The organism is Nocardia sp. NPDC060255 (assembly GCF_042727395.1).
Classification (GTDB): Bacteria; Actinomycetota; Actinomycetes; order Mycobacteriales; family Mycobacteriaceae; genus Nocardia.
Genome location: NZ_JBHXAU010000015.1, coordinates 29470 through 45593 on the forward strand (window position 1 = coordinate 29470; position 16124 = coordinate 45593).

The following is a 16124-nucleotide window of genomic DNA, read 5'->3' on the forward strand; positions in this document are numbered from 1 at the left end:
AACCGGGAATTCGTTGCGCAGCGCCCAGCCTGAACGGCTCCGGCGCACCCGGCCGCAGAACAACGCGAATCGCATGATTTTATGGACGTGTCAAATAAGTGCTCGTCAGGCACGAAGGAGATCGCATGAACTCCCATTCGACAATCTCACCTCAGGAGTCCGCCGACCGACTCGCGATCCGCGAACTGATCGATGCCTACGCCCATTGCGCCGACCGGCGTGACGCACCGGGACAACTCGCACTGTTCACCCCGGATACGCATTTCGTGGTGTACATGGATGCGACCGCGGCGGAACCGACGCAGGAACTACACGGCCGAGACGCACTCTTCCCGGTCTTCGATAACCTCAATACCTACCGCGTGACAACACATTTCAACGGCCAGAGCACCATCGCGTACGACGGCGACCGCGCGACCGGCGAAACGTACTGCCTGGCACACCACCTATCGATCGATGACTCCGAGCAGCGCGCGCTGATGATCGCGTCCATCCGCTACCTCGACGAGTTCGCAAAACTGAACGGCGAGTGGTTGTTCGCGGAGCGTCGGCTGATGGTCGACTGGACCGAAACCCGCGCTTCCCACCCCTGATCAGCATCGCAGGGTTGCCACTTCTCGCGACTTCAGTTGCGGCTCAGGTGAACTCGCAGCGGGTCGCCGACCGATGCCGGTGACCTGGGCCAGTCCCCACACAACCAGCGCGGCGAGGGAGTAAGCGGCACCGAGCCAGCAGGCGGCCGACCAACCCCACGTGCTGTAGGCCCAGGTGGTGGTGATCGCGCCGAGGGCGGATCCGAGGGAGTAAAAGGCCATGTACGCGCCGATGACGCTGCTGGCCCGGTTCGGGTGCGCTGCGGTCAGCAGGTGCTGACTGCTGACGTGTACCGCCTGGACGGCGAAGTCGAGCAGGACGATGCCGACGATGAGCGGCAACAGGGTTGATTCGATTCGGGCGATGAGCGGCCAGGAGGCGGTGAGCAACACCAGCGCGGAGCCCGTAATCACTTGCGCGCGTCCGGAATCGGCCCATCGTCCGGCTCGGGCGGCACCTAACGCTCCGGCCAGGCCCACCACTCCGAACAGGCCGATCTGCGTGGTGCCGAAATTCCATGGATCGGTGCCCAGCGGCAGGGCGAGCCCGCTCCAGAGGGTTCCGAAGGAAGCGAAGAGGAACAGGGTGATCAGCCCACGGCTCAGAAACAGCCGATCCGTACGTATCAGCCGCCCCATCGACGCCAGCACCTGCGCGTACGGCGCGCCGGGCGTTCGGCTGTCCGAGTCGAGCGTTGCGCGAACGGTGAGCGCCAACGCCACGCACAACACGGCGAGCAGCGCGTACACGGCCCGCCAGCCGACCGTGTCACCGAGGACACCCGCGAGAACGCGGACACCGAGGATGCCGATCACCACACCGGAGGTAACCGCACCGATATTGCGACCCCGCTCGCTCGGTGCGGAAACGGCGGCGACATAGGCGACCGTCACCTGAACCACCACCGCGAACAGACCCGCGACCGCCAGCCCCACCACCGCGACGACACCGTTCGGCGCAACGGCCACAACCGCAGCACCCACCGCGGTGAGTACCAGATGCACGGTGATGAGCCGACGACGATTCAGCACATCGCCGAGCGGGACCAGCAGGACAAGACCGGCACAGTAACCGACCTGCCCGGCGGCAACCAGCCAGCCCAACGACTCGCGCGCCAACCCCAACCCGATGCCCGCCGTCGCCAACACCGGCTGGATCGCATAGATCGTCGACACGGCCACCGCGCACACCAGCGCCAGCACCCACCGCTGCGACCTTGTGACTCCTACGGCCACAACACCTCCCGAAATTAGTAGCAAAATGCAACCATTTGACGATAGGGCATAATGGTTTCAAAGTGCAACTGATTGAATGGAGGCGCATGACCACGACAGCCGGCACCGGCCGCGACTGGACCGACCCCACCTGCCCGGTCGCGCGAACCGTCGACCTCGTCGGCGACCGCTGGAGCTTGCTGATCGTGCGCGACGCCATGGACGGCGCCACCACCTTCACCGACTTCCAGCAGCGACTAGGGATCGCGCGAAACATCCTCACCGACCGCTTGCGCAAGCTCGTCGACCACGGCATCCTCACCACCAGCACCGCGCCCGGCGGCAAGCGGCACAGCTACGAACTCACCGTCGCGGGCCAGGACCTCTTCACCACCGTCGTGGCACTGCGCCAATGGGGCGAACGCCACGCCTTCACCGGCGACGAACCCCACTCGACGCTCGTCGACCACGACGGCCGCCCAGTCGCCCGACTGCGCACCGAAGACCACGGGGGCAAACCCGTCACCGCGGCAACCACCCGAGTTCGCAAGGTGCCCAAGTCATCTCGGTAACCGCCGACACTAACCTCCGACGTGCCCTTCGGTCCCGTGGAGACCGGCGATGCCGGCGAGTACGAGATCGATGCCGATGAGGAACTGCTCCCGGTCGTCGTGCTCGCGCATCTGGCTCGCGACCGCACGGGTGAACGGATAGTCGGCGGGGTCGAGCCCCTCCCACGCCTTCGCTACGTCACCGAGGAACTCGCCGCGATCCAAGTCGGCCGCCAGAACTTGACTGTTCGTGACGTACTGACTGGTCGCGCCGAGGATGTAGTGCACCATGGCCGAGGTCGCGGTGAACCAGCTGCTCTCGGGGACACCGAGCGCCTGGACCCGCCGCCCGATGCTTTCGATGATCCGCGGCGCTACCGACCCCGATGGGCTGCGGGAGAACTGCACGGCGAGTTGCGTGGCGAGCCATGAGTGTTCGTCGATCGCGTCGAACAGCCCCAGCGCGACGGCACGGATCTCGTCCCGCGGGGAGGCCGCGGACTCGGTGGGTTCGACGGCCAGTGCCGCGGCGACAACCACGTCGGTCGCGGCGGCGAGCAACTCCCCCTTGTTCGCCACGTGCCAGTAGATCGCCCCCGGCCCGGTGGCAAGACGCTCGGTCAGCGCGCGGAATGTCAGCCCGCCCTCGCCGGTCGCGTCGAGCAGTTCGACGGCCGCCTCGACGATGCGCTCTCGGGACAGCGCGTCCGTCCGGCGCTTCTCTTTGCCTGCTCGCGATGCCATACCGCCATCTTGTCACGTCTGGAGCGCCGTTCCAACGCGTGCTATGTTGGAACGGCATTCCAGAGTTGCCGGACCACACCGGCCTCGATCCCGAAGGAGCCCACCATGCCCACTCCCGTCACGATCATCGGTGCCGGACTCGGCGGACTCGCCCTCGCCAGCGTCCTGCGGGTCAACGGCATCCCGGTCACGGTCTACGAGGCCGAGCCCTCGTCGACAGCCCGCGCGCAGGGCGGCATGCTCGACATCCACGAATACAACGGGCAGCTCGCCATCGAGGCGGCCGGACTGTCAGAGGAGTTCCGCAGTCTCATCTTGGAAGGCCGTCAGGCGATGCGGGTCCTCGACCGCGACGGGACCGTCCTGCTCGACCAGCCCGACGACGGCACCGGTGGCCGCCCCGAGGTGCAGCGCGGCGCACTGCGACAGCTGCTGATCGACTCGCTGCCCGCCGGCACCATCCGGTGGGGCCACAAGGTCAGCGGTACCCGCGCACTCGGCGAAGGACGCCACGAGGTCACCTTCGCCGACGGCAGCACCGTCACGACGAGCCTGCTGGTCGGCGCCGACGGCGCCTGGTCCCGGGTCCGTCCGCTATTGTCCAGTGCCACACCCGAATACACCGGTCTCGCCTACGTCGAGACCTACCTGTACGACGCCGACACCCGCCACCCCGCCGTCGCGAAAGTAGTCGGCGGCGGATCGCTGATCGCACCGGCGCCCGGCAAGGGGATCCAGGCGCACCGCGAAAGCGGCGACACTCTGCACACCTACGTGACGCTCAACAGGACGCTGGACTGGTTCGCCGCCATCGATTTCACCGATGCCACCGCCACCAAGGCGCGGATCGCGCACGAATTCGACGGCTGGGCACCAGAACTCACCGCACTGATCACCGACGCCGACACCGCCCCGGTCTTCCGCCCGCACTACACCCTGCCGATCGGCCACAAATGGGACCGGGTGCCGGGCGTAACACTGGTCGGCGACGCCGCCCACCTCGCGCCGCCGAACGGCGAGGGAGCCAACCTGGCCTTGCTCGACGGCGCCGAACTCGGCAAAGCCCTCGCCGCCCATCCCGGCGACATCGAGGCCGCGATCGCCGAATACGAGCTCGCCATGTTCCCCCGCAGCACCGATATCGCCATCGACGGCGCCGAGCTGCACGAGTTGATGTCCGGCGACAACGCACCACACAGCCTGGTCACCATGTTCACCGGACACGCGTAGACCCGCCGGATCGGCTCGACATCCATCCGGCGAGAATCACAACGCCGTTGCGGCGCTTCCTATGTGGCGACACCTGCTTCCGCAGCGTCTGATCTACGCGTCGGCTCGAACAGCTTGCCGCTCAACGTAGCGAAGACCAGTCCGATCGACAGCCACAGGATTGCCTGCGCGGCAATCGAATACAACCGGAACCGATAGAGGTCATCGGCGGGGAATCCCGGATACACGATGCCGCCCGACGAATCCGTCAGCGGCTGCGGTGTTTCGGTCGCCTGCCTGCCGAATTCGGCGGTGTTCGCCGAAAGATGCCCCAGCTGAGGCAAAAGCAGCATCACGATCCCGATAGCCACCACGAAGGCGAGTGCCGCAAGCAGGCTCGCAGTCCAATTGCCAACGCGCGCTGCCAATCTCCGACCCAAGAGGACCGCGCCGAGCAGGAACAGCGAGGACAACACCACCATCGTCAGATACAACGCCGTCCGGTCCCTGATCGTATCCGGATGCCCGATCGAGGGCGGGTTCGCCGGATACTTCAGGAACGGCACCAGATACACCGCCGCGAAGAACGCCCCGGCCAGCAGCAGCGCCAGGTTGCGCGCCGACACCTTGCCGACCCGGCCGACGCTCAGCGCGTAGGCGACCGCGAACAGTCCACCCATGGCGACACCGAACAGGATCATCCCGAGGCCGATCCCGACATTGGACTGCACCGTCCGGGTGAACACCTCCGCGCCCATATCTCCCATCGGGTGGCCCGCGGCCTTGTCCAGCGCCTCCTGCGCCTCGTCCCTACCGCTTTCGTAGTCGATCGCCCGCTGGATCACCGGCTCGGCGAAAATCCGCGCGAACACGAACGCCAGCAACCCACCGATCGCGCCCGCGAGCAGGCCGCGACCGATTATCTGCTTCTCCATACCGCTACCACTCGCTCCGGCCGAGCCGACTCAATGGCACGGGAAGCCGAGGAAATGCCTTGCGTCGTGCACGAATTCGTGGACGTGGGTGTCGCTGCCGAAAATCGACACCGCGCCCTGATCGATACCGACGAAGTAGTAGATCAGCAGTGCCCCCAGCACCGTGCCGACCAACCAGAGCGTGCTCGAGACCGAGGCGCTGAGCGGACGAACCGTCACACCGGCATGCGGAACATAAGTGGCCATGCGGGACTCCTTCCAGGGATTGCGCGTCCCTACGTCCAGAATGAAAACTCCTGCCGAACCGAGTTTCTGACTCACACACCGCTATTCACAGCATGTTCACAGCGGCGCGACCGCTCTGGATTTACACCAGATTCCTCATACCCAGCAGACGTCAACTCTAGAAGCGGTCGAAACGACAGGTCAAGGATCGCCGAACGCCGTTACCCGAGCGTGTTCCGAAACGCCCTATTGCTTACGCCCGATCGCGGCATATCCGGCAGCGGGCGGTTTCAGCACAGCGGCGGAGTCCGCAACGGCCAGCGGGACAACAGCGTTCGGATCCGGCGCGGTGCCGCCGGGAAACCACCGGCCGATCGGCACGATGCCCGGTTCGATCAATTGCAAACCCGAGAAGAAGCGGGCGACCCCGTCATACGTACGCGCTTCCATCCGTATACCACTGGCCTCATAGGCGCGCACCGTGCCCTGGACCGCCTCCGGATCGAGGTCGGCGGTGAGGTGCGTCATCACTAGAAACGAGCCTGGCACAAGCGGTTCCAGCAACTTATCGATGACCTGGTACATCTGCTCGCCGGGCACGAAGTGGCACAACGCGATCAGGCTCAGCGCGACCGGCTCGGCGAAGTCGATGGTGTCGCGAAGTTGCGGCGCGGCAAGGATTTTCGCCGGTTCGGTGACATCGGCCTCGATGTACTGGGTTCGCCCCTCCGGCGTGCCGATGAGCAGCGCGCGAGCATGGGCGAGCACGAGCGGATCGTTGTCGACATACACCACCCGCGCATCGCGGGCCGTCTCCTGGGCCACCTGGTGCAGATTGGGTTCGGTGGGGATGCCGGTGCCGATGTCGACGAATTGACGGATGCCCTGTGCGCCGAGGTAGCCGACCGCGCGACGCATGAACTCGCGGTTCTCTCGTGCGACCAGCCGAACATTGGGAATGGCCTGCTCGATCGTGTCGGCAGCCAACCGGTCGGCCGCATAGTTGTCCTTGCCGCCCAAGAAATAGTCATAGATGCGGGCACTGTGCGGCTGTCCCTGCTTCAGATCGGTCATCCCGTTCGCCTCCGCCATGACACCCTCCTGCCCTCGACACCCAAGTCTCCCTATCGAGTTAACCACTCCACCCGACCCGCATGCGTCGAGTCACGGCCGCTGCGGCGCCAGTTCCTCGGGTGCCGGTTCGATGCCCCGGCGGCGCAGGTCGGCGCCGGACAGCAGCGGCCACCCCTTGCGCAGCACATAGTCGAGCCAGCAGCCACAGGCCTGGGAGGTGAGCACGGCGGTGAGCACCAGGGTTGTGTAGAAGGTGGCGTTGATGATGCCCGCGTCGAAGGCCACCGAGGCCATCACGATGCCCGGCCCGCCGCGGGCATTCTGGGTGATGGCGAGATTGACGATGTCGAGGCGGCTCATCCCGGCCAGCTTGGCGCCGAGACCCACGGACAGGAACACCACCAGCGACGTGCCGACCAGGAACCCCACCAGCATCAGCGGGTCGAACGTCGTGGAAAGGTCGAGCCGGTAGCCGACGATGGCGAAGTACAGCGGAACGAAGAAGTGTCCTGAGACATCGCTGATGGACTGCATTGGGTCCCGGAATCGTTCCTGCTCAGTACCTTTCATGCCGCCCATCACGCCGAAGCCGGCCAGCAACGCGGCGAACGCCGGCGTCACGTCGAGGGCGGCGGCCAGGGAGACATAACCCAGGAACACGATGAGCATCCACGCGATGGGCGAATTGCGCGCCACCACATTCCATTCGGCCCGGGAGAGCGTACGCAGCACGGCAGGCATAACGGTGAGCGCGACGATCACGTAGGCGGCGTTGACCGCGATGTGCCCGCCGATGGTCGCGGTCAGCTCATCACCGGCCGCGCCGAGGGTGGCGCCCGCGATCGCGGTGGCCACGGAGAGCACTCCCCACAGCGCAATGTCCTCCAGCACAGCGGATCCCAGCTGCAGACTGGCGAAGCGGGTATGCAGGATGCCGAGGTCGTAGAAGATCTTGGTGATGACCGGGATCGAGGTCACCGCCGTGGCGGCCGCGAAGACGAGCACGACGGCCTGCTCGCTCCCCGCGGTACCGGTGAAATCCGCGAGCGGCAGCAGCGGCGCGGCAACGAGGGCGATGAGGAACGGCAGCGGCGTGCCGATCCCCAGAATCCACGCGGTGGCCGTGCGATTCTGCCTGCCCAGCAGATGCTTTGCGGCGCAGCCCGACACGAACATCAGCAGCAACAAGCCGAGGTTGTACAGGAACCCGAGCACCACCGCGCTGGGATCAGCCTGGTCGCCGCCGAACATCTCGGCCGCGACGCCGGGCGCGACCTTCCCGAGAACCGTTGGGCCGAGCAGAATTCCGGCCAGGATCTCGCCGACGACCTTGGGCTGACGCAGTCGGCGGAACAGCTGACCGAGCAGGTTGGCCCCCAGCAGGAGCACCAGGACGGCGAGAAGGATTTGCCCCAGCTGCGTATTCGTCATCGATGCTCTCTGCCTGTCAGGGGCTCCTACAAGAGTTCGTGTTCGAGCCGACGCAGCGTCCGGTACGACCGTTCGATCTCGGCGGCGTCCTGATGCACGAGAAACACCACACCCGGCGACGAGTTGAGATCGACCGTCGGCCTGGTCATCGCCTGATCGGCGATACGGAAGCGCACACTCTCGATAGCGGGCAGCCGTTCGAGCTCCGCCCGCAGCGCCTGGGCAGGCAGCGGAACCTCCCGGTGGGCAATGAGATTCACGCAGCGCGCCTGCTCCCGCCGCGAATAGACCGGCGGCTGCGCCGCCAGCGCGCGTCCCTCGCCGAGGTAGCAGTCCATCGTCAGGTCGACCTGGTTCACACCCGTGACGCGATCGAGGGCGCGCGGGTTGGCCAGTCCTGAGAGCCGCGCCCCGGTCTCCAGCAGCACGGGACCCGCTGCGGTGTAGATCAATTCGGTGTGCGCGGGCCCGTTCGCGATGCCGAGCGCGTCGAGCACGCCCGAAACGTAGTCGATGATCTCGGTGAAGCGCGGATCGTCCTGCGACAGCAGGTCTTCGCAGTCATAGATCCGGCGGTTGTCCCGCACGGTCACCTTGTGGCTGATCCACGCGTCGGTGAACCAGTGCTTGCCGTCCCGGCTGACCGAGTTGACGATGAACTCGTCTCCGACCAGATATTCCTGCGCCAGCACCGCCGCATTGGTCCGCAGCATCAGATTCGTCTTGCCGATGATCGCCTGGACCGCCGCCCGAACCTCCGCCTCGGAATCGCTGATGAACACGTCATCGGATCCCGCACTGTCGAGCGGTTTGACCACCACCCGCCCGAGCCCTTCGGCCCGACGCCATGCCAAAAGCCGCTCCGCATCGCTGCCGCGCCGCTGCCGTGCCGTCCGCAGACCGGCACCGGCGACCGCCTCGAGCATGTAGAACTTGTCCCGCCGCACGTGCGAGAGCGCCGGATCATTACCGCGCAAGCCAAGTTTCGCGGCGATCTCGTCGGCCACCTCGACGCCGTACTCGCTGCCCGCGATGACTGCGATCGGTCCCAGTTCGCCGAGCCTGCGCAGGACGTCGTCGGCCTGGTCCGCATAGGAGAGATCCTCCGCGAACAACTCGGCGGGCAGGCTCGCGGAGAAGGTCGCGGGCAGATGGGAACGAGACTGGACATGGATCAGCCGGTGCTGATGCCGCGCCTGCCGCGCGAGCAGCGCTCCCGTGGAAAACGCATCCACCAGTACGACAATGGACGAATCATCCTCGGGCATCGAATCTCTCATCGGTTCGGTCATGGAATCAGCCTGCTGTCATAACTATTCGCCACGTGGTCGAGCATCCCGTAGAGCGCGTCGGAGCCGAGCCGCGCCAGATCCTCGCGACCGGCGCCGGCGGGCAACGGAAGTCGGCCCAATTTCCCCCAGCGCAGCGCGCCCTGCTCATCGATCACGGAGGTGGCGGCCCCGAAGTTGTCGGTGTGCAGGCAGAACGGGACATCGAGCAGGCCTTCGGTAAAGGCCTGCAGCAGCGCCACTCCCACGTCCGCGTCGAGCTCGAGCACCGTATCGATGAGGGTCCGCGCCTCGTCGAGCACCTCGCCGAAATACTGCGCCTCCGCCGGGGACGCCGGGTCCAGCGGCCCGTCCGCCTCTTCCGACGCAATACGCAGCGCCGCGATGTTTTCCGCGACGGACGGAATCTGCCACGCCTCCGACACCGTCTTCACGATCATCCGTTCACACCCGGTCGCCATGGCCAACCGGGCGCTGTCGCGGATCAGCCGGGTCGCGCCGTCGGGTGTCCTCGGGAAAAGACCCATGTACGTGTAGAACACGACATGCCAGGTCACATCGCCCAGATACGCGGCGGCCAGGGTCCGCAACGCCCGCAACGCGCCCCGATCCTGTTCGGCCAGTGTCCCTTGCGCGTAACTGAACGACATGTACCGCAGGCCGTGCTGCCGGAAGAAGCACCCCTCCAGAATCCCCATCGCCACCAGCAGCGACGGCGGGCACAGCTGGCCGAGCAGGCAGCCACCGAAGCTCTCGATATGCCCGAATTCGGCCGCGTCGGCGAGAAACCGGGTGCTCTCCGCCCACGCCTCGATCGCGTCGCGCAGTGGCAGCCTGCTGTAGGGCAGGCAGTACGAGACCGGCCCACCTTCCGTCGCGTCCAAGCCGACCTCGACCAACCGCTGAAAGACCCGCAGCGGCAACGCCGTACCGTGTCGCACCTGGACCGGGAACGTCGGCCCGTACAGGTCGGCGAGCACCCGCTTGGTCTCCTCGATCGAGTGGGAGACAAGTGGATACCCGTTCAGCTCCTCCCCCGCGGCGAGGCGTTCCAGCGGGCTCTGATAATCGCCGACGCGGGTGTAGCTGTCGAGCGTGAGCGTGCCGATCACCGGAAAATCCAGGTGCGCCACCCGGGCAAGGCCGGACCGCATCTCCGACAAGCTGCCCATGCCCATCCGCGGCTGGACAACCAGCTGCCCCGCGGCGGCGCGGTCCGCTACGAAACTGTCGAAGAACCCAGCCACGTCACCGACCCGAGATCAGCTCGAGCGTCGGCAATCCCGAGCGCGCGTCGACGGTGTGCACCTGGGATTTGTGCGGATCGCCCGCGCGCACCCGCGCCATCACCGTGTCACCGGCCGCGAAGTCGACCAGCGCACTGCGATACAGCGTGCGCAGGTGCGTGATGGACAGCCCGGACACCTCAGCCAGCCACCCGGCCGCGCTGTCGCTCCCCGGCTCGCCACGCAGCGCGGCGTGCAAGACCGGTACCTCGTCGATCCGCTCCGGATGGCACCGTTCGACGAATTCCGCCAGCCGCGCCCCCTCATCGGTGAACGGCGAGAAGACCATCGCGACCAGCTCGTCCTCCCCCAGCCCGAACGCGTTCTCGGCGTACGTGGCCGCCACCTCACGCTGTTTGACGACCTTCTCCGGCGTTTCATAGCGACCGAGAGCGAGCGCGATGAGGCTGTCCGGCATCTCCTTCCGGCGCATCATCGTCTCGGCGAACTCCAGATACTCGGAGATCCCGGCCTGGTAGGTCCGCCCCTCGACATACTCGACGCGCAGCCCGCGCAGGTGCGCCATGAGAGTCGGGTTGGCGCAATCGGATTCGGTGAAACTGAAGGCCAGATCATCGAACCGGAAGCCGAGGAAATGGACGATCAGATCCCAATGATCGTGCACGCGATAGCTGACCAGGTCATAGATGGAAACGAAGGTGGGCTGCACCGACCGATCACCCACGGCCACTTCGCGTTCGGCGGGCTCGTGCTCGTCGTCGCCGAACAATTCGCGGAAATACGCGTCGCCGACGCCACGCAACGCGGCAAGCAGGTCCTGGAATGTCATCCCCTTGCGCTGCACGTCGATGCCGATTCCCTTGGCCAGCCGGAGAATCCACGCGGCATAGAGGGCCTGCTCCCGCCGGGAGTCGCCGGTCATGATCGCGTCGACGCCGCCACGCCACCAGGCGGCCCGACCGTAGAAGTCGGCTACCGCCAGGTTGCAGCTGTTGCAGAAGGTAGGTCGTCCATCACCGGCCGACCGGTGCCCGTTCATCAACACGTCGAGCCGGTTGATCGCCACCAGCTTGTCCGGCAGCGGCAAATCGACACGGAACCGGCGGATTTCGGTGTGGTCGATGGTGAGCAGCTCGGCCCGATCGTCGTCGAGCAGACCCAGCGCCGAGTACACCCGATCGATGTTCTCCATCACCGCGCTCACCACGCCCGCGTGCCGCATGTTCGCCACCCGCATCAAAAACGTTCTGCCGTAAGCGAGTTGCAGGCGCAGCTGCACGGCCCGCACGAAGGCCACCACGTAGGTGCTGTCCTTGCCGCCGCCGTAAGCCACCATGACCTTGTAGTCGGCGAGCTTGGTGAGACCGCCCGCGTCCTCGATCAGCTTGTCGCCGACCGCCGCCACTCCGCGTCGCTCGTCCGTGGTGAGGAATCCGATCAGCTGCTCGTAGCGCTCTAGGTCGTCTTTGGCATCATGTCCAGCGTTCATAGCGATTCCGCCTCGAAGTCGAAGTTCTCGATGATCTTTCGGATGCCGGCCTCGACGACGTGCTCATCCTCGTGCAACACGATGAAGCGCCCGCGATGCAGCGCGTCGTACGCGCCGCCCGGCGCCAGCACCGCGCCCGGCGCGGGCAGCAGCTCACGCCAGACGATCGGGACTTGGTCCCGCATGGACGAAACCCGCAGCACCCGTTCGGTCCGCTCGGCGGACTTGGGCATGATCAGCCAACCGCCGGAGGAGTCGACCACCTCGGGGACCGGCGGAACCGGACCACCCGAGAGCGCCCGCAGGAACATCTCGTACAGGTTGACGCCGAACACCCGGTAGAGCAGGTGCGGCACTTCGGCGCCACCTACTCGCCCACCGATCTCCAGAAACACCGGATCACCCGCCGGGGTGAGGAACACCTCGAGATGAAAGGGCAAGCGGCGCAAGCCGAGTGCCGTGATGATCTGCTGCGAGAAGTCCTCGATCAGCGTCCGTTGCGGCGACGGCCCCATCAGCACCGAGCCGAGCGGTGTGCCGTGCGCGAAGGACAGACAGTCGTTGATGTAGCGGGAGACCGCCTGGAAGGTGACGCAGGCATCGTCGTCCGCGAACCCGTCCACGTGGTAGATCTGCCCGGCGATGAACTCCTCGATCTCGTAGTCCGCCAACGCGATCGACGCCAGCGCGGCATCCAGTTCCACAGCGTTGTCCACCCTGCGCACGCCGATGCTGGCGGCACCGCCGAGCGGCTTGAGAATCAATGGATAGCCGCAGGATTCCGCGAAGGCCCGCACCTGCTCGACGCTTCTACAGTCGGCGAACCGGGGCACCGGGATGCCCGCCTCGTCCAGCACCTGCTTCATCCGCACTTTGTCCCGGTACACGGCGACCTCGTCGACGGTCGGGCCAGGAATCCCCAGTTCCGCACGGACTTTGGCCGCGATCTCCAAAGTGAACTCCGACAGCGCGATCAGCTCGTCGACCGGCCCGACCCGCTCTATGATCTCCCGGACGGCCGCACCGAGCGCCGCCACGTCGTTGACGTCCTCGACCCGCACCTGACAGGCGATCTTCGCCGGATCCGTAAGCACGCCATCGGCTCCTGGACCGTCCACGACGTAACTGACCTGATTGGCCTCGTGATCGACGAACTCCTCGTAGCGAGTGAGCTCGTTGTCCCAGCGGATCCCGTCGAAGAACCGTGGCCACCGATTGACGATGACGATATGCATCAGAACACCTCTCGCGTTGCCGCGTCCTCGCTGTCCCAGGGACTGATGAGCGCCCGGTCCGCGCGCCAGGCCGAAAACCCTTGCGCCAGACCGAAACGCAGGAAACCGCGGAACCGCTCGATGGCGTCGTCGCCGAGGAACACGTCGGTGTATCCCAGTTCGAGCAGTTCGCGGCGGACCCGGTCGTCGTCGGATACCGCGGTGGTCAGCTTGCCGCCGATCGCGCACGGCACCTCCAGCCCGCGTTCCCGCAGGCCGGACAGCAGCACCTGCGCGCCGTGGAAGCCGTGGCCGTTCACGCTCGACACGACCAGCAGGTCGGGCCGGTCCGCGCGGATCGCGTCGGCCACGTGCTGCACCGGCGTACACGTGCCGAGGTTGTTGACCGTCGCGCCGTGCTCCTCGAGCAGCTTTTGCAGATAGACCAGGTTCCAGAGATGGGAATCGGACTCGACGGTGCTCAGCACGCACCGGAAACCAGCGTTCATGTCACGACCTCAACGTTAGCGTTCTCGCGGGCCAGCAAGGCTTTTCGGAAACTGGCCATCGTCAACGGCAGAAAAACCGCGCCGAACAGGCAGAGCAGTCCGCCCATCCACAGCGCGAGTCGCTGTGCGCCGATGGAGGCGCCCAGACCGCCGATCAGCAGGCCCGCGATCGGATAGGACAACAGGTTGAGCAGATAGAAGGGACCCATCACCTTGCCGAGATGCTCGCCGGGAATCACCTTCACCCGCTGAGTGCGGTTGTAGATGTTGTAGAGCGCATCCCCGACGAGCATCGCGACGAAAGCGGGGGCATAGACCAGATAAGAGGGTGCGAGGGCGGCAATCAGTACCGTGCCGCACATCAGCCAAAAGCCGATCGCCCCAATAGGTTCCACTCCGAAGCGCCGCAGCAGGGCGGGCATCAGCAGGAGGTTCAGCAGCCCAGTGACACCGACGGCCGCATTGAGCAGGCCGTACGCGGAGTCGGGCGCGTGGAAGACATCGGTGACCAGCGCCGCGTTCGAAACGATCAGCACGCCGACCACCAGGTTGATGGTGAAGTTGAGAATGCCGAGCAGCAGCACCGGACGGATGCGCACCATGAGCTGCCAGCCGATCGCCAACTCCGCCAGCACTTCTCGGGCCGCCCACCCGACGGCGGTGCGCACCTTCGGCCGGGGCAGCGGCAGCCAGGTGGCCGCGCTGATCGCGAACGCGGCGGCGGCCACGAGCAGCAGCCACAGCTTGCCGAGGAACGCCGCGGCCAGGATCGCCAGGGCGGGGCCGAGCGCCATCGCGAGCAATTCCATGTTCTGCACCAGCGACTGCACCGTGGCGATCTGCGAGTCGCGGGCGATCTGCGGCACCATCCGCTCGATCGACATGCGGATAGGTGCCACGCAGACCGACAGGCACGCACCGCCGGTCATCAATGCGGGCACCATCCAGCCCGGCCGGGTGAGGCAGACCAGCACGACGATGACCAGGATCACCGCGCGCATCACCGCGACTCTGGTGAACAGCCTTGCGCCACCGTCCCGGTCCGCGAGCAGACCCGCGAACGGGTAGGCGATCAGCGCGGGCAACCATTCCAGCGCGAACGCGAAGCCGAGGGTGGAGACCTGCTTGGTGTCGTGAAAGATCAACAGCGGCACCGCGAACAGCACAACCTGTTCGGCAACCAGTCCGAGCAGAACACCCGTGGCGAACAGCGCGCTCTGCTTACCCACCCCGCCGGCTCCGCCAGCTGCCGACCCCGGGCGCCGAGGCACGGCCCGCTGCTTCATCCCAGCCGTCTCTCGTGTTCACGGATGAGCGGAAGCACGTGGGTGTAGAAGATGCGCATCTCGTCGCGAGTCGGCCAGCCGGAGAAGATGAATTCGCTGACCCCGACCGCCTTGTATTGGTAGAGGTAGTCGGCGACCTCTTGATAGCTGCCGACCACGCACAGCGCCGGTCCGCCGCGATAGGGCACGAAGCCGGAGTAGATCATCGGCGACAGCCAGTCGTCGGCGGCCTGCTCGGCCAGCCGGAACGAGGTTTTCACGGCCACCGAATCGGAGGCGGCCACGACCTGCGCGACCCACTCCCGATGCTTTTCGTCCGGGTTTTCCTGCATAGCGGCAAGGTCGGTGAGCGCCTGCTCCCGAGTTTCCCTGGCCAGGATGTGCATTCGAGTGCCGACCCGGGCGCCCTTGTCGAGCACCGGCCGAGCCGCCGCGCCCATGCCTTCGGGCGTATCGCCGTAGCGCAACCAACAGTCGCCGTACATCGCGGCCGTCTCCTGCGCGATCTCCGAGGCGCCGCTCAGATAAATCTCGGGCCGGCCGCCACCCTTGTAGCCGAGGCCGAGCGCGGCCTCCTTGATGACATAGTGCTCGCCCTCATACGACAGCGGCGACTGCCCACTCCAAAACCGGTGGCAGATATCGAGGAATTCCTGAGTGCGGGCATACCGTCCGTCATGCGCGACGAAATCGCCGTAGCCCGCCTGCTCCGCGGGCGAGATGCCCGCCACCAGGTTCAACGAGATGCGCCCGTCGGACATCCAGGAGATCGTGTTCACCACCTGGGTGAACAGCGTCGGCGAGAGCAGCCCGGGCCGGTAGGCGAGGATGAAGGTGACGTTCTCGGTCTCCCGGACCAGCGCGCCGATCATCGGCAGCGGATCGGGCATGTAGTCGGCGATGCCCATCAGCAGGGAGTCGACGCCCAGCGCGTCCGCCTCCTGTACGAAGTCCACCATCCCGTCGAAGTCGAGTTCGCCGACTCGGTACTTCTCGGTCGCCTTCTGCTGCCCGCTGTCCAGCGGCGCGCACCAGTGGAACCGCAACTCCCCGTGCTCGGGGTTTCGGGTATGAGACAGCGGGGCGAAGTTCGTACGGTCGTAGTTCATTGTT

General features: G+C 66.1%; 16 protein-coding genes and 1 riboswitch. Of the genes, 3 read left to right on the forward strand and 13 right to left on the reverse strand.

Going from position 1 to position 16124, the window contains the following annotated elements; all coding sequences use genetic code 11:
* Nucleotides 1-125 precede the first annotated feature (125 nt).
* Nucleotides 126-593 carry a nuclear transport factor 2 family protein gene (locus ACFWF1_RS25845; RefSeq protein WP_379287571.1) on the forward strand — a complete coding sequence of 156 codons (468 nt, stop codon included), beginning with the start codon at nucleotides 126-128 and terminating at the stop codon, nucleotides 591-593.
* Here the strand turns inward: ACFWF1_RS25845 and ACFWF1_RS25850 are convergent, their stop codons facing one another.
* On the reverse strand, nucleotides 594-1829 hold the full coding sequence (locus ACFWF1_RS25850; protein ID WP_379287573.1) for an MFS transporter: 1236 nt from the start codon (nucleotides 1827-1829) through the stop codon (nucleotides 594-596). It abuts the gene before it with no gap.
* Between the two features lie 86 nt (nucleotides 1830-1915).
* On the opposite strand from ACFWF1_RS25850, the gene ACFWF1_RS25855 reads away from it, so the two are divergent.
* Nucleotides 1916-2380: a winged helix-turn-helix transcriptional regulator gene (locus tag ACFWF1_RS25855; protein WP_379287575.1), complete on the forward strand. Its 465-nt coding sequence runs from the start codon at nucleotides 1916-1918 to the stop codon at nucleotides 2378-2380.
* Nucleotides 2381-2389: 9 nt separating this feature from the next.
* Here ACFWF1_RS25855 and ACFWF1_RS25860 read toward each other — a convergent pair whose 3' ends face one another.
* Nucleotides 2390-3103, reverse strand: coding sequence for a TetR/AcrR family transcriptional regulator (locus ACFWF1_RS25860; RefSeq protein WP_379287577.1), 714 nt, complete (start codon nucleotides 3101-3103; stop codon nucleotides 2390-2392).
* A 105-nt stretch (nucleotides 3104-3208) separates the two neighbouring features.
* Here ACFWF1_RS25860 and ACFWF1_RS25865 point away from each other — a divergent pair, with 105 nt between their 5' ends.
* Complete coding sequence (locus ACFWF1_RS25865; protein ID WP_379287578.1) at nucleotides 3209-4333, forward strand: FAD-dependent oxidoreductase; 1125 nt, start codon at nucleotides 3209-3211, stop codon at nucleotides 4331-4333.
* Between the two features lie 59 nt (nucleotides 4334-4392).
* On the opposite strand, the gene ACFWF1_RS25870 is transcribed toward ACFWF1_RS25865, so the two are convergent.
* From ACFWF1_RS25870 to ACFWF1_RS25920, 11 genes are all read right to left on the reverse strand, one after another.
* Nucleotides 4393-5247: a CbtA family protein gene (locus ACFWF1_RS25870; protein ID WP_379287580.1), complete on the reverse strand. Its 855-nt coding sequence runs from the start codon at nucleotides 5245-5247 to the stop codon at nucleotides 4393-4395.
* 30 nt (nucleotides 5248-5277) lie between these two features.
* Nucleotides 5278-5493, reverse strand: coding sequence for a CbtB domain-containing protein (locus ACFWF1_RS25875; protein WP_379287581.1), 216 nt, complete (start codon nucleotides 5491-5493; stop codon nucleotides 5278-5280).
* Between the two features lie 39 nt (nucleotides 5494-5532).
* A riboswitch (cobalamin riboswitch) is annotated at nucleotides 5533-5674 on the reverse strand.
* Nucleotides 5675-5718: 44 nt separating this feature from the next.
* A complete protein-coding gene (locus tag ACFWF1_RS25880) occupies nucleotides 5719-6564 on the reverse strand; it encodes an SAM-dependent methyltransferase (RefSeq protein ID WP_379287583.1) in 846 nt (281 codons plus the stop codon).
* A gap of 72 nt (nucleotides 6565-6636) precedes the next feature.
* Nucleotides 6637-7977 carry a cation:proton antiporter gene (locus ACFWF1_RS25885; protein WP_379287585.1) on the reverse strand — a complete coding sequence of 447 codons (1341 nt, stop codon included), beginning with the start codon at nucleotides 7975-7977 and terminating at the stop codon, nucleotides 6637-6639.
* Nucleotides 7978-8003: 26 nt separating this feature from the next.
* Nucleotides 8004-9269, reverse strand: coding sequence for an ATP-grasp domain-containing protein (locus ACFWF1_RS25890; RefSeq protein ID WP_379287587.1), 1266 nt, complete (start codon nucleotides 9267-9269; stop codon nucleotides 8004-8006).
* Entirely contained in the window at nucleotides 9266-10513 is a 1248-nt protein-coding gene (locus tag ACFWF1_RS25895; RefSeq protein ID WP_379287588.1) for a methylaspartate mutase, read from the reverse strand. The genes ACFWF1_RS25890 and ACFWF1_RS25895 overlap by 4 nt, the downstream gene beginning before the upstream one ends.
* 1 nt (nucleotide 10514) lies before the next feature.
* On the reverse strand, nucleotides 10515-12002 hold the full coding sequence (locus ACFWF1_RS25900) for a hypothetical protein (protein ID WP_379287590.1): 1488 nt from the start codon (nucleotides 12000-12002) through the stop codon (nucleotides 10515-10517).
* Nucleotides 11999-13237 (reverse strand): acetyl-CoA carboxylase biotin carboxylase subunit family protein, encoded by a 1239-nt coding sequence (locus tag ACFWF1_RS25905; RefSeq protein ID WP_379287592.1) that lies wholly within the window; start codon nucleotides 13235-13237, stop codon nucleotides 11999-12001. Before ACFWF1_RS25905 ends, ACFWF1_RS25900 begins: the two co-directional genes overlap by 4 nt.
* Complete coding sequence (locus tag ACFWF1_RS25910; protein ID WP_379287594.1) at nucleotides 13237-13725, reverse strand: cobalamin B12-binding domain-containing protein; 489 nt, start codon at nucleotides 13723-13725, stop codon at nucleotides 13237-13239. The genes ACFWF1_RS25905 and ACFWF1_RS25910 overlap by 1 nt, the downstream gene beginning before the upstream one ends.
* Entirely contained in the window at nucleotides 13722-14954 is a 1233-nt protein-coding gene (locus ACFWF1_RS25915; RefSeq protein WP_379287596.1) for an MFS transporter, read from the reverse strand. Before ACFWF1_RS25915 ends, ACFWF1_RS25910 begins: the two co-directional genes overlap by 4 nt.
* Nucleotides 14955-15007: 53 nt before the next feature.
* Nucleotides 15008-16120 (reverse strand): LLM class flavin-dependent oxidoreductase, encoded by a 1113-nt coding sequence (locus tag ACFWF1_RS25920; RefSeq protein WP_357383407.1) that lies wholly within the window; start codon nucleotides 16118-16120, stop codon nucleotides 15008-15010.
* Nucleotides 16121-16124 lie beyond the last annotated feature (4 nt).

Bases quoted from the DNA above. Each gene is read 5' to 3' on its own strand.
- ACFWF1_RS25845 (WP_379287571.1), top strand. From the start codon at position 126: ATGAACTCCCATTCGACAATCTCACCTCAGGAGTCCGCCGACCGACTC.
- ACFWF1_RS25855 (WP_379287575.1), top strand. From the start codon at position 1,916: ATGACCACGACAGCCGGCACCGGCCGCGACTGGACCGACCCCACCTGC.
- ACFWF1_RS25860 (WP_379287577.1), bottom strand. From the start codon at position 3,103: ATGGCATCGCGAGCAGGCAAAGAGAAGCGCCGGACGGACGCGCTGTCC.
- ACFWF1_RS25865 (WP_379287578.1), top strand. From the start codon at position 3,209: ATGCCCACTCCCGTCACGATCATCGGTGCCGGACTCGGCGGACTCGCC.
- ACFWF1_RS25870 (WP_379287580.1), bottom strand. From the start codon at position 5,247: ATGGAGAAGCAGATAATCGGTCGCGGCCTGCTCGCGGGCGCGATCGGT.
- ACFWF1_RS25875 (WP_379287581.1), bottom strand. From the start codon at position 5,493: ATGGCCACTTATGTTCCGCATGCCGGTGTGACGGTTCGTCCGCTCAGC.
- ACFWF1_RS25880 (WP_379287583.1), bottom strand. From the start codon at position 6,564: ATGGCGGAGGCGAACGGGATGACCGATCTGAAGCAGGGACAGCCGCAC.
- ACFWF1_RS25885 (WP_379287585.1), bottom strand. From the start codon at position 7,977: ATGACGAATACGCAGCTGGGGCAAATCCTTCTCGCCGTCCTGGTGCTC.
- ACFWF1_RS25890 (WP_379287587.1), bottom strand. From the start codon at position 9,269: ATGACCGAACCGATGAGAGATTCGATGCCCGAGGATGATTCGTCCATT.
- ACFWF1_RS25900 (WP_379287590.1), bottom strand. From the start codon at position 12,002: ATGAACGCTGGACATGATGCCAAAGACGACCTAGAGCGCTACGAGCAG.
- ACFWF1_RS25905 (WP_379287592.1), bottom strand. From the start codon at position 13,237: ATGCATATCGTCATCGTCAATCGGTGGCCACGGTTCTTCGACGGGATC.
- ACFWF1_RS25910 (WP_379287594.1), bottom strand. From the start codon at position 13,725: ATGAACGCTGGTTTCCGGTGCGTGCTGAGCACCGTCGAGTCCGATTCC.
- ACFWF1_RS25920 (WP_357383407.1), bottom strand. From the start codon at position 16,120: ATGAACTACGACCGTACGAACTTCGCCCCGCTGTCTCATACCCGAAAC.